The organism is Shinella zoogloeoides (genome assembly GCF_033705735.1).
Classification (GTDB): domain Bacteria; phylum Pseudomonadota; class Alphaproteobacteria; order Rhizobiales; family Rhizobiaceae; genus Shinella; species Shinella zoogloeoides_A.
On record NZ_CP131131.1, the window covers coordinates 511,448 to 535,471 of the forward strand.

The 24,024-nt window shown below is 60.5% G+C and carries 29 protein-coding genes and 2 pseudogenes; 14 read left to right on the forward strand and 17 right to left on the reverse strand.

Translation table 11 applies throughout. The features are described from left to right. The first annotated feature begins 36 nt into the window (after nt 1-36). On the forward strand, nt 37-1,473 hold the full coding sequence (locus ShzoTeo12_RS20045; protein ID WP_318913871.1) for a sensor histidine kinase: 1,437 nt from the start codon (nt 37-39) through the stop codon (nt 1,471-1,473). Between the two features lie 17 nt (nt 1,474-1,490). On the opposite strand, the gene ShzoTeo12_RS20050 is transcribed toward ShzoTeo12_RS20045, so the two are convergent. Then, a complete protein-coding gene (locus ShzoTeo12_RS20050; RefSeq protein WP_119254647.1) occupies nt 1,491-2,177 on the reverse strand; it encodes a response regulator in 687 nt (228 codons plus the stop codon). Nucleotides 2,178-3,067: 890 nt separating this feature from the next. Further along, entirely contained in the window at nt 3,068-3,334 is a 267-nt protein-coding gene (locus tag ShzoTeo12_RS20055) for a hypothetical protein (protein WP_119254648.1), read from the reverse strand. Here ShzoTeo12_RS20055 and ShzoTeo12_RS20060 point away from each other — a divergent pair. Next, nucleotides 3,334-3,748: pseudogene (locus tag ShzoTeo12_RS20060) on the forward strand (recombinase family protein); the annotation flags it as partial. The gene ShzoTeo12_RS20055 and the pseudogene ShzoTeo12_RS20060 sit on opposite strands and share 1 nt — an antisense overlap. Here the strand turns inward: ShzoTeo12_RS20060 and ShzoTeo12_RS20065 are convergent. After that, nucleotides 3,637-4,539: a LysR substrate-binding domain-containing protein gene (locus ShzoTeo12_RS20065; protein ID WP_119254649.1), complete on the reverse strand. Its 903-nt coding sequence runs from the start codon at nt 4,537-4,539 to the stop codon at nt 3,637-3,639. The pseudogene ShzoTeo12_RS20060 and the gene ShzoTeo12_RS20065 overlap by 112 nt on opposite strands. Before the next feature lie 163 nt (nt 4,540-4,702). On the opposite strand from ShzoTeo12_RS20065, the gene ShzoTeo12_RS20070 reads away from it, so the two are divergent. The 4 genes from ShzoTeo12_RS20070 to ShzoTeo12_RS20085 are packed head-to-tail and all read left to right on the forward strand — an operon-like array spanning nt 4,703 to nt 7,941. Then, a complete protein-coding gene (locus ShzoTeo12_RS20070) occupies nt 4,703-5,503 on the forward strand; it encodes a substrate-binding periplasmic protein (protein ID WP_119254650.1) in 801 nt (266 codons plus the stop codon). Nucleotides 5,504-5,518: 15 nt separating this feature from the next. Further along, the gene (locus ShzoTeo12_RS20075) at nt 5,519-6,175 is read left to right on the forward strand and encodes an amino acid ABC transporter permease (RefSeq protein WP_162911186.1); all 657 of its coding nucleotides are present in this window, start codon (nt 5,519-5,521) and stop codon (nt 6,173-6,175) included. Further along, nucleotides 6,175-6,828: an amino acid ABC transporter permease gene (locus ShzoTeo12_RS20080; protein ID WP_119254652.1), complete on the forward strand. Its 654-nt coding sequence runs from the start codon at nt 6,175-6,177 to the stop codon at nt 6,826-6,828. Before ShzoTeo12_RS20075 ends, ShzoTeo12_RS20080 begins: the two co-directional genes overlap by 1 nt. A gap of 12 nt (nt 6,829-6,840) precedes the next feature. Further along, a complete protein-coding gene (locus ShzoTeo12_RS20085) occupies nt 6,841-7,941 on the forward strand; it encodes a hypothetical protein (RefSeq protein WP_119254653.1) in 1,101 nt (366 codons plus the stop codon). Here the strand turns inward: ShzoTeo12_RS20085 and ShzoTeo12_RS20090 are convergent. Beyond that, nucleotides 7,907-8,242: a hypothetical protein gene (locus ShzoTeo12_RS20090; protein ID WP_205536156.1), complete on the reverse strand. Its 336-nt coding sequence runs from the start codon at nt 8,240-8,242 to the stop codon at nt 7,907-7,909. The two genes, ShzoTeo12_RS20085 and ShzoTeo12_RS20090, sit on opposite strands and share 35 nt — an antisense overlap. Between ShzoTeo12_RS20090 and ShzoTeo12_RS20095 the strand changes: the two genes are divergently transcribed. After that, nucleotides 8,241-8,891 (forward strand): succinylglutamate desuccinylase/aspartoacylase family protein, encoded by a 651-nt coding sequence (locus ShzoTeo12_RS20095; RefSeq protein WP_281048085.1) that lies wholly within the window; start codon nt 8,241-8,243, stop codon nt 8,889-8,891. The two genes, ShzoTeo12_RS20090 and ShzoTeo12_RS20095, sit on opposite strands and share 2 nt — an antisense overlap. Nucleotides 8,892-8,951: 60 nt before the next feature. Here the strand turns inward: ShzoTeo12_RS20095 and ShzoTeo12_RS20100 are convergent. Next, a pseudogene (locus ShzoTeo12_RS20100) lies at nt 8,952-9,470 on the reverse strand (DUF6428 family protein). 43 nt (nt 9,471-9,513) lie between these two features. On the opposite strand from ShzoTeo12_RS20100, the gene ShzoTeo12_RS20105 reads away from it, so the two are divergent. Together ShzoTeo12_RS20105 and arsK are read left to right on the forward strand one after the other, a co-directional pair. Further along, the gene (locus tag ShzoTeo12_RS20105) at nt 9,514-9,882 is read left to right on the forward strand and encodes an ArsR/SmtB family transcription factor (RefSeq protein ID WP_119254656.1); all 369 of its coding nucleotides are present in this window, start codon (nt 9,514-9,516) and stop codon (nt 9,880-9,882) included. Beyond that, the gene (gene arsK / locus ShzoTeo12_RS20110) at nt 9,830-11,092 is read left to right on the forward strand and encodes an arsenite efflux MFS transporter ArsK (protein ID WP_413251183.1); all 1,263 of its coding nucleotides are present in this window, start codon (nt 9,830-9,832) and stop codon (nt 11,090-11,092) included. The genes ShzoTeo12_RS20105 and arsK overlap by 53 nt, the downstream gene beginning before the upstream one ends. Here arsK and arsH read toward each other — a convergent pair. The 10 genes from arsH to ShzoTeo12_RS20160 form a co-directional block, all read right to left on the reverse strand. Further along, entirely contained in the window at nt 11,084-11,812 is a 729-nt protein-coding gene (gene arsH / locus ShzoTeo12_RS20115; protein ID WP_162911228.1) for an arsenical resistance protein ArsH, read from the reverse strand. The two genes, arsK and arsH, sit on opposite strands and share 9 nt — an antisense overlap. Further along, the gene (arsC, locus tag ShzoTeo12_RS20120) at nt 11,787-12,209 is read right to left on the reverse strand and encodes an arsenate reductase (glutaredoxin) (protein WP_119254659.1); all 423 of its coding nucleotides are present in this window, start codon (nt 12,207-12,209) and stop codon (nt 11,787-11,789) included. The genes arsH and arsC overlap by 26 nt, the downstream gene beginning before the upstream one ends. Before the next feature lie 2 nt (nt 12,210-12,211). Beyond that, the gene (gene arsB, locus ShzoTeo12_RS20125; RefSeq protein ID WP_318913877.1) at nt 12,212-13,270 is read right to left on the reverse strand and encodes an ACR3 family arsenite efflux transporter; all 1,059 of its coding nucleotides are present in this window, start codon (nt 13,268-13,270) and stop codon (nt 12,212-12,214) included. After that, a complete protein-coding gene (locus ShzoTeo12_RS20130) occupies nt 13,270-13,797 on the reverse strand; it encodes an arsenate reductase ArsC (RefSeq protein WP_119254661.1) in 528 nt (175 codons plus the stop codon). Before ShzoTeo12_RS20130 ends, arsB begins: the two co-directional genes overlap by 1 nt. Nucleotides 13,798-13,812: 15 nt before the next feature. Next, complete coding sequence (arsN2, locus tag ShzoTeo12_RS20135; protein WP_318913879.1) at nt 13,813-14,253, reverse strand: arsenic resistance N-acetyltransferase ArsN2; 441 nt, start codon at nt 14,251-14,253, stop codon at nt 13,813-13,815. Then, nucleotides 14,250-14,603 carry an ArsR/SmtB family transcription factor gene (locus ShzoTeo12_RS20140; RefSeq protein ID WP_119254663.1) on the reverse strand — a complete coding sequence of 118 codons (354 nt, stop codon included), beginning with the start codon at nt 14,601-14,603 and terminating at the stop codon, nt 14,250-14,252. Before ShzoTeo12_RS20140 ends, arsN2 begins: the two co-directional genes overlap by 4 nt. 280 nt (nt 14,604-14,883) lie before the next feature. After that, nucleotides 14,884-15,672, reverse strand: a complete 789-nt coding sequence (locus ShzoTeo12_RS20145; protein ID WP_119254664.1) for a sulfite exporter TauE/SafE family protein — start codon at nt 15,670-15,672, stop codon at nt 14,884-14,886. Between the two features lie 81 nt (nt 15,673-15,753). Beyond that, nucleotides 15,754-16,188: a DUF6691 family protein gene (locus tag ShzoTeo12_RS20150; RefSeq protein ID WP_119254665.1), complete on the reverse strand. Its 435-nt coding sequence runs from the start codon at nt 16,186-16,188 to the stop codon at nt 15,754-15,756. Then, on the reverse strand, nt 16,188-16,619 hold the full coding sequence (locus ShzoTeo12_RS20155) for a YeeE/YedE family protein (protein ID WP_119254666.1): 432 nt from the start codon (nt 16,617-16,619) through the stop codon (nt 16,188-16,190). Before ShzoTeo12_RS20155 ends, ShzoTeo12_RS20150 begins: the two co-directional genes overlap by 1 nt. A gap of 4 nt (nt 16,620-16,623) precedes the next feature. Next, nucleotides 16,624-17,562, reverse strand: coding sequence for an MBL fold metallo-hydrolase (locus tag ShzoTeo12_RS20160; protein WP_119254667.1), 939 nt, complete (start codon nt 17,560-17,562; stop codon nt 16,624-16,626). 129 nt (nt 17,563-17,691) lie between these two features. Here ShzoTeo12_RS20160 and ShzoTeo12_RS20165 point away from each other — a divergent pair, with 129 nt between their 5' ends. After that, complete coding sequence (locus tag ShzoTeo12_RS20165; protein WP_119254668.1) at nt 17,692-18,330, forward strand: peroxiredoxin; 639 nt, start codon at nt 17,692-17,694, stop codon at nt 18,328-18,330. A gap of 29 nt (nt 18,331-18,359) precedes the next feature. Continuing rightward, nucleotides 18,360-18,743, forward strand: coding sequence for a metalloregulator ArsR/SmtB family transcription factor (locus ShzoTeo12_RS20170; protein WP_318913882.1), 384 nt, complete (start codon nt 18,360-18,362; stop codon nt 18,741-18,743). A 137-nt stretch (nt 18,744-18,880) separates the two neighbouring features. Here ShzoTeo12_RS20170 and ShzoTeo12_RS20175 read toward each other — a convergent pair whose 3' ends face one another. Together ShzoTeo12_RS20175 and ShzoTeo12_RS20180 are read right to left on the reverse strand one after the other, a co-directional pair. Then, nucleotides 18,881-19,705, reverse strand: a complete 825-nt coding sequence (locus ShzoTeo12_RS20175; RefSeq protein ID WP_119254959.1) for a universal stress protein — start codon at nt 19,703-19,705, stop codon at nt 18,881-18,883. 40 nt (nt 19,706-19,745) lie between these two features. Beyond that, a protein-coding gene (locus tag ShzoTeo12_RS20180; RefSeq protein ID WP_318912063.1) for an IS3 family transposase occupies nt 19,746-20,905 on the reverse strand; the annotation gives its coding sequence in 2 pieces (ribosomal slippage) (nt 19,746-20,641 and nt 20,641-20,905; 1,161 coding nt in all). Between the two features lie 35 nt (nt 20,906-20,940). Between ShzoTeo12_RS20180 and ShzoTeo12_RS20185 the strand changes: the two genes are divergently transcribed. The 3 genes from ShzoTeo12_RS20185 (at nt 20,941) to ShzoTeo12_RS20195 (ending at nt 24,013) form a co-directional block, all read left to right on the forward strand. Continuing rightward, nucleotides 20,941-21,144 carry a hypothetical protein gene (locus ShzoTeo12_RS20185; protein ID WP_318914387.1) on the forward strand — a complete coding sequence of 68 codons (204 nt, stop codon included), beginning with the start codon at nt 20,941-20,943 and terminating at the stop codon, nt 21,142-21,144. A 438-nt stretch (nt 21,145-21,582) separates the two neighbouring features. After that, entirely contained in the window at nt 21,583-23,001 is a 1,419-nt protein-coding gene (locus ShzoTeo12_RS20190; protein WP_318913884.1) for a sugar ABC transporter substrate-binding protein, read from the forward strand. A 58-nt stretch (nt 23,002-23,059) separates the two neighbouring features. After that, entirely contained in the window at nt 23,060-24,013 is a 954-nt protein-coding gene (locus tag ShzoTeo12_RS20195) for a carbohydrate ABC transporter permease (RefSeq protein WP_119254699.1), read from the forward strand. Nucleotides 24,014-24,024 lie beyond the last annotated feature (11 nt).

The following is a 24,024-nucleotide window of genomic DNA, read 5'->3' on the forward strand; positions in this document are numbered from 1 at the left end:
CCTGCCGAGGGGAAACGGGAACGGATGCCATCTGTCATGGAGGAGCACGAGAGAGGGAACGGCTGGTTTTCGGGCTTGAGCCTGTCGGGCCAGTTTCTGGCGGCGGCGGCCGTGGTTTTGTGCCTGTCGATGGCCGTGCTCGGGACCTGGATCAACCGGCAGGTCACGCGAAGCATCCTCGCGGTATCCGGTTCGGCCGGGGCCGCCTTTCTCGATGCCTTTGTCGAACCACTGATTCAGGATATCGGCCCGGACGGCCGGTTGCCGGCCGGGAGCCACAAGGCGCTTGATGCCCTGCTTTTCGATGATCAGCCCATCCGAAGAAGCATCATTTCCGTCAAAATCTGGCAGCTCGACGGTACGGTGATCTACGTCAACAAGCCGAAGGACCTAATCGGTCAGAAATACACCTCGACGGACGTCACCAAGGCAGCAAGCGGTGAAATCATCGCCGAGTTCGATGACATGACGAGTGGCGAAAGCGCTCACGAGCGACAGCTCGGTCTGCCCACGATCGAAGTCTATGCACCCTTGCATCGCAATACGACCGGAGAGGTAATCGCCGTCGGCGAGATCTACGAGAATGCCGAGATTCTCGCCGCGCAGCTCGAGCTCAGTGTGATGCGGACGTGGATTGTCGTGTGCTTCACCACCCTGGTCATGCTCGCGGTGCTCTATCTCATCGTGCGCCGTGGGAGTCGGCTGATATCGTCCCAGCGGGCAGAGCTCCAGGCACGCTTCCGGGATTCGCAACAGCTGGCGGCAACGAACGAGGATCTTCGCTTGCAGGCCGAGCGTGCCAGACTGGACGCCAATGCGGCCAATGAAGAGCTGATCGGGCGCATAGGCCTCGACCTCCACGATGGTCCGATACAGATTCTGAGCCTGTTGATGCTTCGGCTCGGTAGGCTCCGCAAAGACGGATCGGCAAGGGAAAATGCCGCCAATGCCGCAGTCATCGAGGAACTGACGGCCGGTGTCATCCATGAACTGCGCGTTCTGTCGGCGGGGCTGGTGTTGCCGGAGATCGGTGATCTTGGGGTAGGAGAGGCCATCAGGCTCGCCGCCGAGCGCCATGAGAATTTGACTGGCACCCGGGTCGACGTCGTGTTCGGCGATCTCCCGGAGCATGTCACAGGCGCCTTGAAGATCTGCATCTATCGCATCGTCCAGGAATCGTTGAGTAACGCGTTCAAGCATGCTGGCGGCGCCGGGCAGCGCGTTCGCGCTGAACTGAGAGGCGCAAATATCGGATTGCAGATATCGGATAGCGGTGGTCTTGCATCGGAGTGCAGGCCACCTGCCGGCGACGGGTCCAGGCTTGGCCTCCGCGGCATCCAGAGCCGCGTCGAAACCTTCAGCGGCACGCTCGTCATTCGATCGGACGCCGGCGGTACGGTGGTCGATGTCGAATTGCCCATCAGCAAGCTGGCTCTGATCAAAGCTGGCTTTAGGAACGTTCCCGTGCTGTGAACGGCCTCGGAATACCTTCAATTGAGGAAACCGTTGCCCTTCTGACTGCTCGCCTTTTCGGCGGCGAAACCGCCAAGTTCTTGCGCTGCGAGCACGACCTCTACCCGGTTGCGGGCATGCAACTTCTGCATCAGGAGCGTCATGTAATGTTTCACCGTTTTTTCGCTTATTTGGAGACGGTGGGCAATCTCCTTGTTTGTTCTGCCGAGCAGGAGGAGCCGGACGATCTGATCTTCGCGCACGCTCAACCTGACTGCCTGCGACGGCGGCCGGGGCATCGCCGACGCGCGAAGCGCCGAAATCACCTTACTGGCAAAGCTCGGCGTGATGAACGTCTCGCCAGCGAGCACTGTTTCGATCGCCTGCATCAATTCTTCGTCCGTGCTGCCCTTCAGCACATAGCCGATGGCCCCGGCCTCGAAGGCCTTCACCGCATGATCGATGCCGGCGGAGGCGGTGAAGACGATGACCTTGGTTTGAGGCGCGACTTCGCGGCTGTGATGGATCGCCGCAAAGACGTCCCCCGGCATGTTCAGGTCGAGCAGCAGTATATCGGGATGCATTGTTGCCGAGACTTCGACGACATCGGATGCACAACGCCCCGTGCCAATCACCTTGAAGCCCGGCATATCGGAAAAGATATGTGCCAAGCCGCCTAGCAGCACCGGGTGATCATCGACAAATGCTATGGAGACGACTGCCATACATGAAGCTCCCCTTTTTACAGGTATAAATTGTACCTTCAGTGCAGATTGACGTAAACCGATAAGTTAACACATGGTAAATTAAAGTCATGGTAGTGGCTCCTACATCCCTGCCTCGTCCGTTCTTCAGGCCGTCCGGAGCACTGACCCTTCGAGTGATGCCGCTCGTCTCGACAATGTTGCGCTCCAATTTGCTCGGGCGCGGGTTTCGCGCTTCAAAAAACGCGGTACCCGAGGCTCCATCGAGCGTTGCATCGGCCGCCGGCCCGGTTTCATGAATCTCGCGAGAAATATCGCTCCGCGTAGCTCTCGAACTCTGATCGGTGCTTGTCGACCTCGCCGGCGATGTGAGTCTCCAGCATATATCTTGCGAATGCGTCCGTGCAGATGGATCGCGACTGAACCAACGGCGGAGGTGATCTCGTCATGCATGTTTCTCACTGCCGATAGCTCGTGAGCTTGGAACACGTCATCGCTAGAAGACATTCCCAAATGACTAGCCCGCGTCGGGGACCGGAACCATTGGAAAACCGATCGGCTTCATGCCGCTAACCTCTACAGTTCGGGTTAACGACGCTTTCGACCGGATCGCCACTTGGTGGGGGTAGCCGGTTGGAAGAGGTGACTGCGATGAAATATGAGAACGCCATGTACATTATCTACGATGTTCTAAAGAAAAGCGTTCTTGTGGAATTCAGGGAGGGCGTCGCCCTATCTGGAGGGCCTGTTTTTGACTCAGCGCGACGCCATAGGGGCCGGCGAGAATCTGTGTCGGACGTTGGGCTGGGTGCCAGAGCAACGCAGGACGGGGTCGTCTTCCATGAGCAATATGCGAAATTTGAATCCCTTATAGAATGTGTAAGCCAATCTGGGTAACGCGGGGAAATCGCTCACCAAAATCTACTCGCGACTGTCCACTGGCGTAGCCTGCGCATGACCGATAGGCCGGCCGCCAGCCTGGCGCCCGACACCGGCTTTGGCATGCAGCGAGAGCGCGCCAATCTCGCCGGGGAGATACGATCCGCCGGAATGCGATAGCCCAACCGATAATAAGCCATGGCCAGGAACAGCGACGTACTCGACCCGGCGCGGAAGCTCCACCAGAGTGCGTCCTGGCCCAGCATGCCCTGAAAGGCATAGGCGAAGGTGGTGCGCACGTAATGTCCTGAACATCGTGCATGGGTGTCAGGAGCGAGGCGCATTCGTGACGGCGCTCGATCCTCATGTGTCCACCCGAGGGGAGGTGGGGCACATCTTCTGACGGTCCTTGGCATGGTCGCCCAAATGGAGCGCCGCTTCATAAAGGAGGGCAGAGGGAGGGAATCGAGCGAACCAAATCCGCTGGCGCCTACAAAGGCAGTCGCCAGCGTATCGATCGGGCATTGGTTGAAGAACTCAATCGTGAAAATCTGGGCGCCTCGGTGAATGCTGAGAGAGCATCGTGCTCCCGCATGCAGGTCTACCGCGTATCCTGCCCGCTCAACCGAGCAAGTTCGATGATCCAGTCTTTCGTCTGCTCAACGGAGAAGCGTCGCCGCGGGGCGGATTTTGCCACGAGAAACTCACGGTAGCTGCTCGTCCTCTCGTCGATCGGGAGTTTTACCAGGTCGCCCTTCTCCACAGCCTGGTGGACATAGGGGTGCCAGCCCAGTGCGACGCCGTGCCCGAAACGTGCGGCTTCCAGCACCATGGCATAGGTAGTTAGCCTCCGGATGATCGGGCTCCCTCCCGCTTCCAGCCACGTATTCCAGTCCATCAGGGGGCTGGTATAGTTTTCGAGCTGCAGTAAGGGCACACGGCTGAGGCAATTGGGTCCCTGAATAGCGTGGGCGGCGACGAAGTCTCTCGACGCGACGGGATAAACCCGTTCTTCCAAAAGTGGATAGCTCTCGACATTCGGCCACGAGCCGGTTCCAAAGCGAATTTCGAGATCGAAATCGTTGTTGCTGAATTCTGGCAGTTCATCAATGCAAACGAGATGCAGGCGAATATCGGGAAAACGTGCATAGAAGGCGCCTAACGCCGGCATCAGCCAAAGCGAGGCGGCCGCGACGTTGACGCGGAGCGAGACGACGCCGTCGTCCTCCCGCGGCAGCGCCTTTGCCGCATGTTCGATACTGCGAAACGCGGTCGCGACTGCGTTCTGGAATTGCTGCCCGGCGGCGGTGAGCCGGATTCGCGTTCCCTGCCGTTCGAACAAGTCGGTTCCCAGCGCCTGTTCGAGTTGCTGGATGCGCCGGCTGACCGCAGGCTGGGCGACGAGCAATTCGCGCGCCGCGCGGCTGAAATTGCCGTGCCGGGCAGCCGCTTCGAATGCCACAAGGTTATCAAGTGTCCCGACGGTCTTCCTCAGATCGCTCATGCAAATCCCAAATGGCGCGGAAATCTCGTGTCTTTCGACGCTGCCTCTTATAACCTCATCGTATAAGGACTATCAGATTTTTCGTCGTTCTCCCAATCGGCATTTGACCGCAAGCTCTTGTTCGGCGCGCTGAATACGCCGCACGAGAAAAAAGGGGACGGACATGAACAGACTGAAGATCATGGTGGCTTCCACGCTGCTGACGCTCACCACGCTGTTGGCGCCCGCTGCGAAGGCGCAGGAGGCGGTCGATACGGTCGCGCAGATCAAGGAGGCAGGTGTGCTGAAGGTCGGCATGGCGGACTCCGTGCCTGCACAGCAGAAGAACCCGGTCACCGGTGAGTGGGAAGGATTCAACGTCGATATGGCGAAAAACCTCGCCGAGGTTCTCGAGGTGAAGCTCGAGATTGTCGATACGACCTGGTCGACGATCATCCCCTCGCTGGTCCAGAAGCAGTTCGACATCGCCATGGTGGATATGTTCCGGACTCCGGCGCGTGCCGTCACGGTCGATTTCACCGACAGCTACATGACCACCGGCAATACCTGGCTGGTCGGCGCCGATGTGGACGTGACCGACTGGAAGCAGTTGAACGATCCGAAATACTCAGCTGTCAGTATCGCAGGCATGGCCGCGGTTGCGCAGAGCGATCGTCTTCTGCCCGAAGCGCAAAAAAAGGTGATCGTCTCGGACAACGCTGTCGCTGGGCAGCTTGAAGTCGCCGCCGGTCGTGCCAGCGCCCATCTCAGTGACCTCTTGCAGAATGCCTTGTTCATGAAGGCCAACCCGAACGCCAAGGTCAAGGTGCTGGGAGCGGATGCGCCCATCGAGGCGACGGGCTATTCCTATGCGGTACGGCCGGGCGACTATCACTTCCACGCTTTCCTCAACACCTGGATCGCATACACCAACACGACCGGTTTCATCTCACAGACGAAACTGAAGTGGTACGGCATCGAGTAAGTGGTCTCGCACGCGATGTTCGATTTGCTCGCTCCGTACATTCCCGCGCTGACGCAGGGATTTGTCCTGACGTTGTTCTACTTTGTACTCGGAGCCATCGGATCGATGGTTTTGGGGATGCCTGTGGCCTTGGCCCTGGGCAGTTCCTCCGCCATCATCCGCCTTCCGAGCGTCGCCTTTGTGGAGTTCTTCCGCAATACACCGCTGCTGGTGCAGTTGTTCTGGCTCCATTTTGCCCTGCCCGCACTAACGGGGTTCAACACCACGGCACAGCAGACCGGAGCAATTGCGCTGGTGATCGTGATGACTGCCTATATGGCAGAAGTCTACCGCGCCGGTTTCAATTCCGTGGCGAGGGGGCAGCATGAGGCGGCGCTGGCGCTCGGCCTCAATCCACGCCAGCGGTGGCGGCTGGTCATCATCCCGCAGGCGCTCGCCATGACTATGCCGGCGATCGGCAACACGCTGGTCAGCCTCCTCAAGGCGACGGCGATCCTCTCGATCCTGGCCGTGCCAGAATTGATGCGCACAACGTCGCGCATCAGCGACTACACGGCCGATCCTATTCTTTTCTACTCCCTCGCCGCCCTGATCTACATCGGCTCCGGGCTCGCGTTAGCGGGTGGTCTCCACAGGCTGGAAGTGCGGCTCAATCGTTGGAGGCACCGGTAATGTTCGACTATCAAATCGTCGTTTCGGCTTTCCCGGCCCTTCTCCAGGGCCTTGTCACGACGGTGCTCGTCACCATCGCTGCCTTTTTGCTTGCGACGGGCCTGGGTACGCTGCTGGGAGCCGCGACCCTGTCCCCGCGGCGCTCAATGTCGAAGGGCGCGTTGGGGTTTCTGCACGTCGCCCGGGCCACGCCGGAGATGATCGCGATCTTCTGGGCCTACTACTGCCTGCCCATCCTGCTGGGCGCCAACCTTTCCGGTCTGACCTGCGGGGTGCTGGCGCTTGGCCTGATCGGTGGCGGCTATATGGCGGAGATCGTGCGCGGCGGCATCCTCGCCGTCGACCGGGGGCAATGGGAGGCCGCCCGGTCGCTCGCCATCCCGCGACCGGTGATCTGGTTCCGCGTCATCGCGCCCCAGGCCATGCGCAAGATGCTGCCGGCCGTGGTCAACTACTTCACCGATCTTCTCAAGGCGACGACGCTGCTCGCCGGCATCGGGGTGGGGGAGGTTGCCTATGTCGCCTATCTCAGCGGCTCGGCGTCGTTCCGCTATCTCGAGCCGCTGACGGGCGTCGCGATCCTCTTCTTTCTTCTCATCTTCCCGCTCAGCGTGATGGCGCGCCGCCTCAACGCCCGCGGCTCCAGCCATTGAAAAGTTGCCATCATGAACTCAACCGCTACAGCTTACCTGCCGTTCGACGCCGTCTGGAAAATGCGGATTGACCACCCGTACTCCTTGTTCGTCAGGGAGGGAGCGACTCTCTGGTCATGCGGTCAATGCCCGCTAGACAGCCTGGGGAACGTCCTGCATCCCGGCGATCTCCTGCGTCAGGCGGATGCTGTGACAGGCTTTATCCGCCGCTTCCTGGGTGAGATGCATGGCCAAACCTCCGGCATCGGCCGCCTCGTCGTCTACTATGTAAAGACCGCGCCGGGCGATGCTGCGCGCCTGAAGGACTTGTTCCGCCGTGAATTCGGCCAATCTGTTCAGGTCGTGCCGGTGGCCATCCCGCATTTCTACTACGATGGGATGCTGATCGAGGTCGACGTGTTTGCCTCGGATGAGAAGGCGGAAGGCACCTCCTTTGTCGATGGAGAAACTGGGTTGACGCTGGAGGTATCGGATGCAGGTCCGTTCGTCTGGGCGACTGTTTCGTCTCCGCGATCTGCTTTCAAGGACATCGGTTCCCGGTTGAAACGGCTACTCGTCCGCGCAGATCTTTCATGTGAAAACCTGCTTGCGGAGCAGTGGTTTCTTCCGGTCGGCTGCGAACTCCCCGACAGGGTCTTATCTGGGGATGACGATCGCGTGGCACAAAATGCTGTGCGGGTCTCCGATGCCGAGGCAGAGATCGTGGCGGAACTAACATTTGCCAAGGCTGCGGTCGCAGGCGGTTGGCCACAGGTGAATGTCCCCGACACGGATCATTTGTCGATGTCGTTGCGTGCGGCGGGTGGGCATTTCCATCTGACGGCGCTCGACGCCTCGCCCAATCGCGGCCTTGTCGAGCAGACAGCAACCATCATGAAAGCGGTCGAGGCGTTGTTTGCCGCGGCTGGGGTGAGTTTCCGGGACGTACGGAAGGCGACCACCTATTACGTTGCCGGCAGCTCGGCCGACGAACTTCATGACAACATGTCGGTCCGCAACGGCTACTACGCGAAACCAGGTCCGGCGTCGACCGGCCTGCCTGTCGAAGGTTTGGCGGTTTCGGGCGCGCGGATCTCGATCAGCATGCTTGGCGTGATGTCGCATGACCGCTGAACGGTTTCACGTGGCGGGAGAGGAGATCGTCGTTCATCGTTTCGGCACCCCCGGCGCCCGGCCGAAAGTCTATCTGCAGGGTGCCCTTCATGCCGGTGAAGTCTCGGCGACAATGGCACTCGTCGACCTGGTCGGCCTGCTCGAGACGGCAGACGCTGCCGGTGAGGTTTGCGGCGAGATCATTGTCGTGCCGCATTGCAATCCTCTTGGGGCAAAGCAGTGCGGGCAGTCTCGCGCGTGTCGGCACGCCCGTCGAACGCCTGCAAGCGGGCTTGATGACATTGGCCTGGGGATCCGACATGATTGTCGATGTCCACGCCGACATGGAAGCCCTGCTTCATCTCTATACGTCCGAGATTTCCTGGCCGCTATTCCGGCCACTCGCGCAGAGATTAGATGTTCCCGTCGTCATTCTCGCGAACAAGTCGGCGGACCGTCCGTTCGACGAAGTGCATGGTGAGGCGTGGGACACCATCAACGCACATCTCGGCGAAGGCGCTGGCCGGTCCGGATTCCGAACGGCCGCCTGCACGCTAGAGCTACGCGGACTTTCCGATGTCACACCGGAACTTGCGGCTACGGACAGTCGGGCGTTGTGCGATTTCCTCCTTCAGTCGGGCGCATCAATGGGCGCCACCCAAGCTTCCGCGGATGCAACCGCCTTCGTCACTACGTTGGATGCGGTCGAGGCGGCAATAAGCGCGATCACGGGTGTGGCCATTCCCCTGAAGCCACTCGGAGCAAAAGTCGACGTCGGCGACGTGGTTGCAAGGCTCTACGATCCGTTCGAACCTGACCCGGGCCAATGTTGGCAGGATGTTGTCACAGAAATGGAAGGCATCATATTCGCGCGATGGCATCAGCGAGTGATTCAAGCCGGAATGACCGTCGTAAAGATAGCGGGCTCGGAGAGGAAACGTTCTGCGGAAAGAGTGCTCTTGCGTGATTGAGGATATGCCATTGAACGAAGTGGCCGCTGGTTCGGATCTCCTCAAGAGCTTTCCTGGTCTTCAGGCACAACACCGTAAGCTGTTCGTTGCCGGACCACAGCAAGAGCTGGTGGCATCACTTTTCTCTTCCAACCACCGATCGCGAGGCTTGCAGCTTGATGGCCGCGCCGTCAGCGTGACCTCGAATGTGCCGTCGGCTAGCCGCGGTAACGATGCGCAATATTGCGCCATCGGCCGGTTTCCATCGCTGACCTCGAAGGTGAGCTTGGCCGCCGGATCGAGGCGGACGTGATCAGAAACCTTGCGGATGATGGCGGAGAACTTGCCCGCCGGCATATGGCTCCGGCCGTCCTCATCGATATCCTAGAGCTGGATGAACATCTCCGACCAAGCTTCCGGGTTGGCGCCACAGTCGAGTGCCGAGAACGCGCCCGCCTTGACCTCGGTGACTTGGTAGCCTGCCTTCACTGGCTGCCCTTCGTACAGAAACACCAGCGGCGCTTCCGGCACGGCCGCCAGCCCATCGAGAAGCTGGCCCAGCGTGATATCGGAGGAAAAGGCCTTGTCGATTGTGGTCATGTGCGCTACTCCTATTGTTCAATAATTCAAGGATTGTTGAAATATGGACGAGCGTCAAGCCCTCACGTCGTTTGCGGCTCTATCGCAGGAAACACGTCTCGCCATCGTTCGCACGCTGGTCGTCGCCGGACCGGATGGGCTGGCTGCCGGCTTCATTGCCGAGCGCATGGGCGTCTCGCCCTCGAATGTGTCTTTCCATCTTAAAGAGCTTGAGCGATCGGGCCTTATCACGCAGCGACGGGAATCCCGTTCGATCGTCTATAGTGCCAGCTACGATGCGCTGGCCGACCTCGTGAAATTCCTGATGGAGGACTGCTGCGCCGGCCATCCCATGATCCGCGAGGGTGTGCAGCGGCCCGATGGTTGCTGCAAGACGGATGTTGCCCGGAGCGAGGGCGACATCGTTGCGTAATGCAAACGTTCCCGTTGGCATCGTCGCCGCGCTCGGCCTGACCCAGATCATCGGCTACGGCACCCTCTACTATAGCTTCAGCATTCTGGCGCCCGGCATGGCGGCGGATCTCGGCATCACCGTCGCACAGGTGTTTGCTATCTTCTCCGCGTCACTCTTCGTCGGCGGTCTCTCGGCACCCTACATAGGTCGGCAGATGGATGGCGTCGGCGCATCGACCGTCATGGCGATTGGCTCGGTGCTGTCCGCCTTGACCTTGATCCTCTGCGCTTGGTCGCCATCGGTGGCGATCTTTGCACTGGCCATCGTCCTGTTGGAGATATCGTCCGGCATGGTCCAGTACCAAGCCGCTTTCGCGGCACTGGTCGAGGCCGATCCCCGGTCCGCATCGCGGAGCATTACCTATCTCACTCTGATCGCCGGTTTCGCCTCGACGATCTTCTGGCCGATTGCCACGGCGCTGCTCGGCTATCTCTCGTGGCGGGAAATCTATCTCGTCTATGCCGGGCTCAATCTTGTTGTTTGCATGCCGTTCCACGTCTGGATCATGCGGAAGGGAAAGGTGGCTGCGGCCGGCGGACTAAGGCCGATGCGCGAGCCTGTCGTCGGGGCTGTTCCGCGCGAGCGTCGGCGCAGTGCGGTGATCGTCGTATCGGCTGCATTCGCGCTGCTCAGCTTCACCCTTGGCGCGATGCTGGCGCATATGGTGCCGATGCTCGGAACGCTCGGCTTCGGAAGCGCCGCCGTCGTCATCGGCTCGCTGTTCGGCCCGGCACAGGTTCTCAGTCGCCTTGTCAACATGATCTTCGGCACGCGGCTTTCCCCGCCGGGCCTTGCGGTTCTCTCCGCGGTCTTCATGGTGCTGAGCGTCGTCATTCTGGCGCTGTCCGGCAACTGGCTTCCCGGCGCGGTCGCCTTCTCGATCTGCCTCGGCCTCGGATCGGGCATCAACAGCATCGCACAGGGCAGCTTGCCGCTCTACCTGTTCGGCTCGGATGGATATGGCGCGCTCACTGGCAAGATGGCGGCGGCAAGGCTGGCTGCCGGCGCTGCGGCCCCCTTCGCCTTCGCCGCGACGATGGAGCAATTCGGTATAGTCGCATCGCTTATCCTGAGCGCAGCCCTCGGCTCTGTCGGCATAGTAGCCTTTGTTGCGGTCGCGACGGCGACCAAGCGGACGCTCGTCGCTGCCTCGACCCCCTTAAATTGAATGTAGCGATACGCGCCTATCAAGCTCGGCCGCCTGCTCTTTCCGCTCGCTGTAGCGGTCAGTGAGATAGGCGGAAGCATCGCGCGTAAGAAGGGTGAACTTCACCAGCTCCTCGCACACATCCACCACCCGGTCGTAATAGGACGAGGGCTTCATCCTGCCATCGGCGTCGAACTCCTGATAGGCTTTGGCGACCGAGGATTGGTTCGGGATGGTGATCATCCGCATCCAGCGGCCGAGAATGCGCATCTGGTTCACGGCATTGAAGGACTGGCTGCCGCCCGAGACCTCCATAACGGCAAGCGTTTTGCCCTGCGTCGGTCGGACCGATCCGACAGAAAGCGGAATCCAGTCGATCTGAGATTTCATGATGCCGGTCATCGCGCCGTGGCGTTCGGGGCTCACCCAGACCTGCCCCTCCGACCATTGCGAAAGATCGCGCAATTCTTGCACCTTCGGATGGCTCACCGGCGCTTCGTCAGGCAGCGGCAGACCCCTTGGATCAAACATGCGAACCTCACATCCGAGCCTTTCTAGCAGCCGGTGGGCCTCGAATGCGAGCAGGCGACTATAGGATACCTCGCGCAGTGAACCATAGAGGATCAGGATGCGCGGCCTGTGCATCGAGACTGTGGGACGCAGGGCGCCGAGATCGGTCGGGCGCAGGTGATCGCCTTGCAATGCTGGGAATGTATCAGGCAATGCGCTTTCCTTCCTGATCGAGAACCGGTTCACCGTCCTCCTTGAAGAACGGCCCCTTGAAGGTATCTGGCAGGATGTCGAGGGCGACCTCGGACGGACGCGCGAGCCGGGTGCCGAGCGGTGTCACGACGAAGGGGCGATTGATCAGGATCGGTGTCGCGACCATCGCGTCGAGCAACTGGTTATCGGTTAGGTTCGGGTTGTCGAGGCCGAGCTCGGCATAGGGCGTGCCTTTCTCGCGAATGGCTTCTCGGACAGTCAGGCCGGCATCTGCGATCATCGTCTCAAGCTGCTCACGGGTCGGCGGATGCTGTAGATACTCGATGACGACGGGATCCATCCTGGCAGCACGGATCAGTCCCAGCGTGTTGCGGGACGTTCCGCAGGCGGGGTTATGGTAGATGGTAACGTCCATGGTCAGTGCCTTTCGGTGACGGCAGTTCGGGAAACGGCAGGGGCGGCCTCGTACCAATTCTTCGAGCGGTTCACGATCCAGACGACCGACAGCATGACCGGCACTTCGATGAGAACCCCCACCACGGTGGCGAGCGCCGCGCCGGACTGGAAGCCGAACAGGCTGATGGCGGCGGCGACCGCAAGTTCGAAGAAATTGCTAGCGCCGATCAGGGCTGACGGGCCGGCAACGCAGTGCCGCTCGCCGGCCATCCGATTGAGCAGATAAGCGAGCCCGGAGTTCAGATAGACTTGGATCAGGATCGGCACGGCGAGCAGACCGATGACGGCGGGCTGCGCGATGATCTGTTCTCCCTGAAAAGCGAAGAGCAGAACCAGCGTCGCGAGCAGCGCCACTAGTGAAATAGGCTGCAACCTTGCCAGCACGCCATCCAGTGCCCGCGTCGTTCCTTCAGCGGTCAGCCGGCGGCGGATGACCTGTGCGATAATGACGGGCACGACGATATAGAGAGCGACGGAGAGAACGAGCGTATCCCATGGCACGGTGATGGCGGATAGGCCGAGCAGCAGGCCAATGATCGGAGCAAAGGCGACGACCATAATGGCATCATTCAACGCGACCTGTGACAGCGTGAACAATGGCTCCCCGCGTGTCAGGTTGCTCCAGACGAACACCATAGCCGTGCAGGGAGCCGCGGCGAGAATGATCAGGCCGGCGATGTAGGAGTCGATCTGGTCTGCAGGCAGGTAGGGGCGGAACAACCAGCCGATGAACAGCCAACCGAGGACGGCCATAGAGAACGGCTTGACAGCCCAGTTGATGAACAAGGTCACGCCGATGCCGCGCCAATAGGTGCCGACCTGCGCCAGAGACCGGAAATCGATCTTGAGCAGCATCGGAATGATCATCAGCCAGATCAGGATCGCCACGGGGATGTTCACCTTGGCGACCTCGGCCGCGCCGATGATCTGAAAGAGACCGGGCATGACATGGCCGAGGGCAACACCGGCGATAATGCACAGGAACACCCAGATAGTCAGATAGCGCTCGAACGTGGACATCAGGCGGACTTTCCCTGCGGCGATGTCGAACCTTCCATCGCACCGATCTGGCGAAGCTTCGTTTCGAGCGCCATGTGATCGATGGACGTTAGCGGCAGACTGACGAACGCCGCGATCCGATTCTTGAGGAAACGGGCTGCCTGAGCGAAGGCACGCTGGATCTCGACTTCCGAGCCTACAGCGGCAGCAGGGTCCTCGACGCCCCAATGGGCGGTCATCGGATGGCCGATCCAGACTGGGCAAGCTTCGCCGGCGGCGCTGTCGCAGACGGTGAAGATGAAATCCATCTGCGGCGCGCCGGGTTCTGCGAATACGTCCCAGCTCTTCGACGAGAAACCCGTCGATAAATAGCCCAACGCTTCCAGCTCCTTCAGGGCATGCGGATTGACTTCGCCCTTCGGCTGGCTGCCGGCGGAGAAGGCTTTAAATCGTCCGCCGCCCTCCTTGTTGAGAATGGATTCGGCGAGAATAGAACGAGCGGAATTGCCCGTGCAGAGGAACAGCACGTTGTAGGTCTTATCGGTCATGGTCGTGGTCCGTGGTTAGGTCAGCGGCCGGGTAAGCCTCATGATGGTCGCTGACGATGGGCAAATGGAGGAAAGCTGGCGGGTCGCCAGCACGGCTGCGGGAACGCTGTCCCGCTGGATTTCAGAAAATCCGATGCGCGTGAAGAACGGTGCTGCACTCGTCGTGGCAAGGAAGACGTCGCCGGCATGGTCGAGACCCGCCATCGCCCGCTCGACCAAAACGCTGCCCAGTCCTTGCCCCCGATAATCGGGAAGCACGACAACCGAACGGAGGAAAAAGTCATCACCGCAGCGCTCGACACCGAGGAAACCGATAGCCCGGCCATCCGATGACTGCGCCCTGTAGAAGGTACGCCCCTGATCCTCGATGTCATCCGTTGGCAGATGCGCTTCCGTCAAGGCTGCCTTGAGGCCAGCGTCGTTGCCCTCAATTCGCTCCAACGTGATCGCGCTCATGACAGCTTCGCCTCTGTGGTGCAGCAGGGTGTCAACTCGGCGATGAGCGGAGCGCAAAGCTCCGTCGATCCACCGCAGCAGTCTTTGAGCAGGAACAGCGTCAACTCGCGCAAGCCATTGAGGTCTGCCCGGTAGATGATCGACCGGCTCTGCCGCTCGCTCGTAACCAAGCCTGCCCGCGAAAGCGTCGCGAGATGCGCCGACATGGTGTTTTGCGGCACGTCGATGAGGCGGGCCAACTCGCCGGCCGGTATGCCATCAGGCTCGCGCCGAACGAGGAGGCGGAAGGTCTCCAGTCGTGTGGTCTGTGCCAAGGCGCCGAGCGCCGCTATTGCTGCAATATTATCCATACATCCAGAATAACGGATGCGTTAAAATTGTCAACCAAGTGTGGTTCCTGCGCTTCCAGTAAATGCTGGAAGCTTTTCCGATATTAAAATGGGGTGAGCGGATAGGGACGACAATGTGGCCCAGGTCCCCTGAGTGTCTTCAGGCCGGGTGTCGTGTGCTCTGTCCATTGTCGACCATAGCCCGCGGACCTTGATTCAAGTGCGTGTCGTCGACGGATTTTGTCCTGCGCCATTGCCTGTCAAAACTCTTCTGGTCGCACGTGCGGAAAAGCGGCGCCGGTCAGATGGCCAGTTGCTCGAAGGCTTTCGAGAGCATGTATCCTGCGACGACGAAGATGAGCAGGGCGAAGACGGTGTTGAGTGCGCCCTTTCTAGCGGCGAGTTTTCGCGCGGCGAAGGCGCCCAGCAAGCCGCCGACAACGCCGCCACCGATAAAGACGATGGCGAGTCCCCAGTCAACCAGGCCTGAATAGGCATAGTTGAGGGAAGTCGTCAGGCCGAAGGCGGTGACAGCGAGGAGCGAGGAGCCGACGGCGGAGAGGATGGGCATGCCGGTCGCGGTGATAAGGCCAGGCACGATGAGGAAGCCGCCGCCGATACCGAAGAAGCCGGAAAAGGCGCCGGTCAGTCCGCCGAAAGCGATCACCTTCGGGGCGTTCTCGCGGGAGCACTGCGCATTTGGGTCACCCTCCGCGCCGCGCCTTTTGAACATCAGCGCACCGACGACGAGCATCAGTAGGGCGAAAAGGATCAGCAGGTGCTGCCCATCGATCATCTTGCCGATGGAGGAGCCGACAAGCGCGCCCGCGATCCCAGCGAGGCTGTAGAGACCCGCGCAGCGCCATTTGACGTTGCCGAAGCGGGCATGCCCGAGAAGGTTGGCAAACGCGTTGACCGCGACTGCGAAGGCGCTGGTGCCGATGGCGAGATGCGGGTTGGGAACGCCGACCATATAGACCATAAGGGGCACGGCGAGAATGGAGCCGCCGCCGCCGAACAGGCCGAGGGTAAAGCCGACAAGTCCGCCAGACAGCCCGCCGAGGCCGTATTGAATGGGTTCCAGAAGCATGCCGCACCTTTCGCCGCGCGTTCAGGCGGCCTTGGTTCGGTGTGGTCGAAAAGTGTGCAAGGCGATGACCTTCTTTGCGGATTATCGGATCACCGCTGCGGGGCGGCCGAGCGTCAAGCGATAGAGGATCATGCCGGCAAGCATGGCTGCGACGAACAGGGCAGCCTCCCAGCGCCCCGTCGTCAGGGCCGCAATGGCGGGGCCGGGGCAAAGGCCGACCAGTCCCCAGCCAAGTCCGAACATCACCGCGCCGCCGATCAGCGCCCGATCCACGCGGCCATGTTCTGGAACGTAGAACCGATCGTCGAATGCCGGCGCATTTCGCCGCTTCCGGATCAGGTAGGCGAAGGAGGAAGGGATCAGTGCGCCGCCCATGACAAAGGCGAGCGAAGGGTCCCAATCGCCGGTGACATCAAGGAAAGCGAGGACGCGGGCGGGATTGATCATGTCCGACATGACGAGCCCCGCGCCGAAGAGGAGGCCGCTCAGGATCGCAGCAAGGGTTCTGGCGAACATCAGACGATGCCTCCCAAGACATGGCGGACGGCGAAAACCGTGAGGGCGGCGACGGTCATGAAGACCGATGTGGCGACCAGCGAGCGCTTCGACAGGCGTGCGAGGCCGCAGACGCCGTGACCGCTCGTACAGCCGGAGCCGAGGCGCGTACCGAAGCCGACGAGAAGACCGGCGACAATGAGCAGCGGCGCCGACGCGGGGAGGGCGATCTCGGCTTGCCGGAGGAAGGTCGAGGCAAGTGCCGTGCCAGCCAGAATGCCGCCGAGGAAGCCAAGGCCCAGTGTGCTGATGCCGGTGCCCGTGAGGCCGGCGGCCGATGCCGCAAGGCCCGAAATCCCAGCGATGCGGCCGGTCGTCAGCAGATAGAGGCCGGCCGAAAGGCCGATCAGCAGGCCGCCGGAAAGCGGCCAGAGGATGTTGAGGTCGGTCATGAGGTCACAGGACGTTGAGAGGGATCTTGAGATACTGCACGCCATTGTCTTCGGCGGGCGGAAGCTGGCCGCCGCGCATATTGACCTGCACGGACGGTAGGATCAGCTTCGGCATGGCGAGCGTCGCGTCGCGCTCGGTACGCATCGTGTAGAAGTCGTCCTCGCTCACGCCCTCGTGGACATGGACATTGCCGGTCCGTTCTGCGCCGACGGTGGTCTCCCAGGCGTAGTGATCGCGGCCGGGCGCCTTGTAGTCGTGGCACAGGAACATGCGTGCTTCATCTGGAAGCTTCATGAGGCGCCGGATCGAACGGTAGAGCTGGCGTGCGTCGCCGCCGGGGAAATCGCAGCGCGCTGTACCGTAGTCCGGCATGAACAGCGTGTCGCCGGGGAAGACGGCATCACCGATGACATAGGCCAGACAGGCGGGGGTGTGGCCAGGGACGTGAAGCACGGTCGCCTCCAGACTGCCGATCGAAAAGCGGTCGCCGTCGTTGAAAAGCTGGTCGAACTGGCTGCCGTCCCGCTGGAATTCGGTGCCGGCGTTGAAGATCTTTCCGAAGACCTGCTGCACGCGAACGATTTCGCGCCCGATGGCAAGTTGGCCGCCGAGTTCGGCCTGCAGCAGCGGCGCGGCGGAAAGGTGATCTGCATGGGCGTGGGTCTCGAGCAGCCAGTGCACTTCGAGACTTTCGGATTTTATGTAATCGATGAGCGCCTGGGCGGAAGCGCTCGTGGTGCGGCCCGAGGCCGGATCGTAGTCGAGCACGCTGTCGATGATGGCGCAGGCATTGGACTGCGGGTCGCGCACGACATGGCTGATCGTGAAGGTCTGCTTATCGAAGAACGATTTTACAACAGGGTGTTTTGTCGGATTTGCAAGGCCCGCTGCGGCCATGGCGCGGGCGTGATCGAGGGGGAAATCTGAAACGGTGCTTGGCATGGCTCGGGTTCTCCGTAGAGGGTGATTAATAGATATATATTTACAGTAATTATGCAAGTATGTATTTTGTGGAAATCGAAACCGACAGCCGTTATCACGGACGCCCGGCCTGCACCCAGGAATGCGATCATGACGGAAACGAACACCCACTCAGCCCGCCCACCGCGTATCGACGAGGCTGCGCCCGGATTCGCCGCGCGGTCCACCGCAGGTCCTGTTACGCTGTCGGCCTTCCGTGGGCGCTGGCTGGTGTTCTTCTCGCACCCGGCGGATTTCACGCCGGTTTGCACCAGCGAATTCATCGCACTCGCGCGCGCGACACCGGAATTCGAGAAGCTCGACTGCGCTCTGCTCGGCCTTTCCGTGGATAGCCTTTATTCCCACATCGCCTGGCTACGCGACATCGAGGGACGCTTCGGCGTGAAGGTCACGTTCCCACTCGTCGAGGATAGCGCCATGGTGATCGCGCAGGCCTACGGCATGATCGACGGGACCGCACAAAGCAGCGCGACCGTCAGGGCGACCTATGTCATCGACCCGGACGGCATCGTGCGCGCGATCGTCTGGTATCCGATGAATGTCGGGCGCTCGGTCGATGAGCTTCTGCGCCTCGTTGCGGCCCTGCAAACGGCCGAGCGCGAGGAGGCCTCGACGCCCGAAGGGTGGCGACCAGGCGAGACTCTTCTCGAGCAGGTACCCCTTGCCAACGAGGACGATGGCGCTCTGCGTGCGGGCGAGGCCTGGTATTATCGGGAGAAGCGGGCATGAGTGGGGCAGCGAGCGTTTCGCTGGAAACGATGATCGCCAAGGCGCCGGAAGCGGCAGATTTCATGCGCCAGTTCAGCAACGCCAATCGTCTCATGCTGCTATGTCAGATCGCACGCGAGGAAAGCTCGGTCAGTGACATTCAAGAGGCGCTCGGCATCAAGCAGCCGGCGCTGTCCCAGCAATTGGCGGAGCTTCGGCAGGCCGGCCTTGTCAAGACACGCCGGGAATCGCGTCAGATCTACTATTCCATCGCCGATGGCCGTGCCGAGGCGGTTATGGGATTGCTGTTTGAGCTGTTCTGCGGCAGTGAGGCGCCCTCATCCGCCGGGCTCGCGGAACGGCGAGACGGCGCGCCGGCCCCGGATGTGCTCGGAGATGCGGCTCATTTCGCCCGCATCGTTACTTCGGAATAGCCTGTCGGGTTGTCGAGGGCGACCAGTCTATTTGACCCAGACCGGGTCGCATGGCGGCGGGTTGAGGCGTGGAGCCCGGCGGTCTTCTTCATGTGGCCGGGAGCGGTACGGCAACAGGCTGGTTCCGTCCATACCTTCTAGCACGACATGAACCGGCTTCGGCTGCTTTCATCGAGAAGAAAGCGGGTGATCCCGCCAAATACCAACTCTCTGAGGCGACTATGTCCATATGCGCCCGACACTATGAGATCCGCACCGCTCTGATCGACAAATTGCAGCAGGCCGATCGTCTCATCCGCGCTTTTAGAGATATGGGATCTGGCTCTCACGTTGTGGCGGGCGAGGTACGAGACGACGTCCGCATTGCTCTTTCGCAGCGAAGCGTCGGGCTCGGAGCTGACCGAAACGACGATCACGTCCTGGGCCAAGGAAAGCAAAGGAATGGCATCGGCCACGGCACGCCGCGCCTCGCGTGTGTCCTTCCAGCAGACCACGATCTTGCCTGACGCTATCGGTTCTGCGGCGCGGCGCGCTACCAGCACAGGACGGCCGGCGCGCAGTGTGACGCCGGCTGGATCAGCGGTACTATATGAATCCCCTGAATGCGCACCTTCTGCTGCAGTCATGAAAATCAGGTCGGCGGCGCGGGCAGCTTCAACAATTGCCTCGGTGGGCGCGCTAATCTCCGCACGCCATTCGAGTTCGACCCTACCGGCCGCCGCGGCACGAAACTCTTGATGAACCTGCTCCATGCGATCTTCAAGGTCCCTGTACATTTGCTGCATGGCGCTCGTTGCTGCGAAGCTGGTCGCTTGCATGGCGAACGGAGAGAGGAGGGGCTGGGCAGCGCACAGACCAATCACCCGTGCGCCTACTTGCGATGCCAGCTCGACCGCAGCATGTGCAATCGGCTTGACTGGTCGATCGATGTCCAAGTTCAGGAGAATGGTACGATAGCTCACGGCTCTTGGCCTGCCCCCATTGGGTGATCCGTTTGGAAAGTTAGTGCATGCTCGGTCTTCTGGCCACCGCTGGCGTTGACGCTGGACCGCTTTGGCGAGGCCAGACGGCGGCTTCAGGTGCCGGCGGCTTGTAGCCTAGCGATGAGTGGGGTCGCACGGTGTTGTAATGCTGTCTCCAGTTTTCGATGATGATCTTCGCCTCCTTGAGCGTGTAGAAGATTTCGCCGTTGAGCAGTTCGTCACGGAGTTTCGAGTTGAAGCTCTCGCAGTATCCATTTTCCCACGGGCTGCCAGGCATGATGTAGGCGGTCTTGGTGCCCACCGCCGCGATCCACTCCCGTAGCGCCTTGGCGATGAACTCCGGGCCGTTGTCGGAACGTATGTGCGTCGGGATACCCCGCAGGATGAAGAGGTCGGAAAGCACGTCAATGACATCGACGGCTTTCAGCTTTCTCTCGACCCTGATGGCGATACATTCTCTCGTGAACTCGTCGATCACGTTGAGCATGCGGATTTTCCTGCCGTTGTGCGTGCGATCCTCAACGAAGTCGTAAGACCAGACATGGTTAGGATATTCCGGTCGCAGCCGGACGCACGAACTGTCGTTCAGCCATAGCCGCCCGCGCTTGGGCTGCTTGTGAGGCACTTTTAGCCCCTCCCGTCGCCAGATGCGCTCGACCCGCTTGACGTTCACGATCCAGCCAGCCTGGTGCAGCATCGCCGTGATGCGACGATAGCCGTAGCGGCCATACTGGAGAGCGAGCGCCGTGATGTCGGCGGTCAACGCCGCTTCATCATCTGGGGTCTTGGCGATCTTGCGCTGCGTGGAACGATGCTGACCCAAGACTTGGCACGCCCGTCTCTCGGACACACCCAGTTCCTCGGTGACATGATCCACGCAAGCGCGGCGACGGGCGGGGCTCAGAAGTTTCCCTTGGCGGCCTCGGCAAGGATCATCTTGTCCAGGGTGAGATCGGAAACCGCACGCCGCAGCCGTGCGTTCTCTGCCTCCAGTTCCTTCAGGCGTTTCACCTGGTCGCCCTTCAGGCCGCCGTATTCAGACCGCCACCGGTAATATGTAACTTCCGTTACGCCTATCGACCGGATCGCTTCCGCCATCGACTTTCCCTGTGCATTCAGCACGTCAACCTGACGAAGCTTCGTGACGATCTCATCTGCCTTGTGTCTTTTCGCTGCCATTTCAATGTCCTTCTGAGGCTTATAAGCCATACGTCATGAAGGATCACTTTTCAGGGGGCAGGCCAATCCAGTTCATCATGTTGGCGGCGCCCAACACGCATTTCGTGATCCTGGCGCAGGCCGTTCTGTTCCGCGGCGCGGGACTGGACATGGTCTGGCCTCAGCTTGTCGCAATGTTCTTGATCGGCGGGACTCTTTTCGCCTTCTCCCTGAGCCGCTTTCGGCATTTCCTGCAATAGAATCCAATCTCACGATTGTGCATGAGATTTTTCGGTTCAAGATCGGGCCGATAGTTCGATTCCTTTTAAGAGCCCACTACACGGCAACCGAGACGCCTGGAAAATTTATCGCTGAGCAGTCCTCAGCGGACTGGTGCCGATAGCGCCTCGCCCAGGGTTGCGCCTAAGACAAAGTTGCCTGCTCTGCCCCGAGTAGTTGGCCCGGGGACTATACCATCTCTGCAGAAGCACTTCGCGCTTGCGTAGTTCGAGTGGCGTTGCACTTTCAGGATCGTGTAAGAGATCCGCTTGCAAGGTTCCGGCTCAAGGCTGGGACAAGGGGTAGTTGGGGGGTTACCCAACTTTACCCAGAACGCCTCCCGCTTTTCCCCTAGCTTCGCCGACCCTCGCGTATTCCTTCATCGAAGGTTCACCAGGGAATGGAGTGGTGGACCTCGAATGATCGATTTTTTCCATTGGGAGGAAAACATGCGTTCCACGATAAGCACATTCTGCTCACATGCGCGCCGTGCTGCCAGACACAACATGGTCGGCGTCTTGCTACTGGCGACAACCGTTACAATGTCGACCTCCGCGATCGCCGCAGACATGAACTGGCGGCAGTTCGAAGGCACTACGATCACCTGGGCATACGACATTCACCCTTACGCCGATGCACTGAGTGCCGAACTTCCGGAATTTGAAAAGCTCACCGGAATCAAGGTTACGCCCGAACTCTATCCGGACGACTCCTACTGGAATAAGCTAACCATCCAGCTCACCACGAAGTCTCCCGCATGGGACGTTGTGGGGACCGGCATTCAGCCTGCTTGGGATCTCGCGCCAAGCGGTGCCCTCGAGCCCTTGGGTAAGTATCTCAACGATCCGGCGCTCACCGACGCGTCTTACGACTACAACGACTTCTTCCCGGCGCTGCGTTCGGCCCTGACCTGGGAGATGGAGGACGGCCAGATCGCGGCGGGCGGCGACGGTGAGGTATGGGCGATCCCGCACGCCTTCGAGAACATTCAGTTATTCTACCGCAAGGACATCCTGGAAAAGCATGGCATTCAGGTGCCGACGACACCTACGGAAATGGGTGCGGCATGCGAGAAACTGAAGGCCGCCGACCCGCAGATCACTCCGCTTGGGGTCCGTGGCGTTCGCTTCTGGGCCAGCATTCACACCGCCGTGGCTTCCATCGCGAAATCATACGGTGTCCAGGACTGGGTGATGAAGGACGGGAAGTTGGATACCGGTCTCGACTCCCCTGAATCGATCGCGTTCCACAAAGACTACGTGGACATGATCAAGAAGTGCGCTGCGCCATCCTTCGCCAACGATAACTGGTACCAGGTCGTCGACGGGATCTCCTCGGGTCGCACGGCAATGGCCATCGACTCCAATATGTTCGGCTTCTGGAACGACGTGAAGGGCCAACCGGCATCTGGTAAGATCGCGTTTGCACCGCCGCTCCGCGCACCAGATGCAAAGGGGCCCAGCTCGAACATCTGGATCTGGTCGCTGGCGATGAACTCGGCATCGGAGAAGAAGGGGGCGGCATGGCTCTTCATCCAGTGGGCGACTTCGAAGAAGGTTGCACTGGCGGGCGCTGTCGCAGGCAAGCTCGTCAATCCCCCTCGTGCCTCGACATGGGGCGACGAGACCTGGCTGAACTACGCATCGCAGCCTGAATTCAACAACTTCGTCGAAAGCTTCAAGGCCACCCAGGAACATGCGGCACTTGCTTTCACACCCCGCGTTGGATTTGGCGAAGCGATGAATGCCTGGGCCGTCGCGATGCAGAAAATGGTCAACGGCGACGACGTCGAAGCCACTCTCCACGCGCTGGCCGAAGAAATTCGAGCAGGCCTCTGAGAATGGCCGGGGTGATGGCTGAGCCGTCACCCCGTCTCCAGGACGATTGGAGTTTATCATGACGACCCAAGTTTCAAAGGTGGTGGCGTTGCGCGCCGCGCCTTCGCTACAGGCTTCTGAGGCGACCAAGGGCGAGCACACAGAACGTCAGGTTGACTGGGTGAGCCTGCTCGTAATCGCTCCCGCTATTCTTATCCTGCTAGGCTTCCTCGCTCTGTTCTTCTACGGAGTCTATCAGTCGCTCACCGATCTTCGCCTTGGACGACCAGTCGTTCGCTTCGTCGGGTTCGCGAATTACGTTGCGCTGATGAAGACGAGCGAATTCTGGAACAGCGTCAGAGTAACCGTTGTCTACGCAGTTTCAGCTGTATTCATAGAGGCTCTTCTAGGGCTGATGATAGCGAAGCTCTTCGCATCCGGAGTGACGTTGGCCCGCTGGCTGCGCCCTCTGATACTCCTTCCGCTGGTTCTGCCGCCAATGAGCGTCGCGCTCATGTGGACGACGATGATGAATCCGCAGAGCGGGATCCTCAACTACCTGTTCTCCCTGGTCGGGATCGGGCCATTCTCCTGGATTTCCAGCCCTGCAACCTCGCTAATATCCGTCATCCTCATAGATGTGTGGACCTACACACCCTTCTTCGCGCTCATTATCTTCGCCGGGCTTCAGGGGATCACGGACGATCTGCGAGAGGCCGCACGTATCAATGGCGCGAAGGCGTGGGCGACTTTCGTGAACATCGAGCTTCCACTCGTCGCGCCGTACATCCTGATCGCAGCCCTGTTCCGCCTGATTGAGTCGTTCAACCAGTTCGACATCATCTTCGGGACCACGCAGGGAGGTCCGGGCAACTCAACCTCTGCACTTTCTGTTCAGGCATACATCACCGCCTTCCAAAATCTCACGTTCGGACGAGGCGCGGCGATGATGGTCGTCAACTGGCTGATCGTGCTGATCGGAGCGATGCTGACCGTCAAGCTGTGGCAGGCTGTCCGCCGCCGCGTGAACTGAGGGAGGAACTC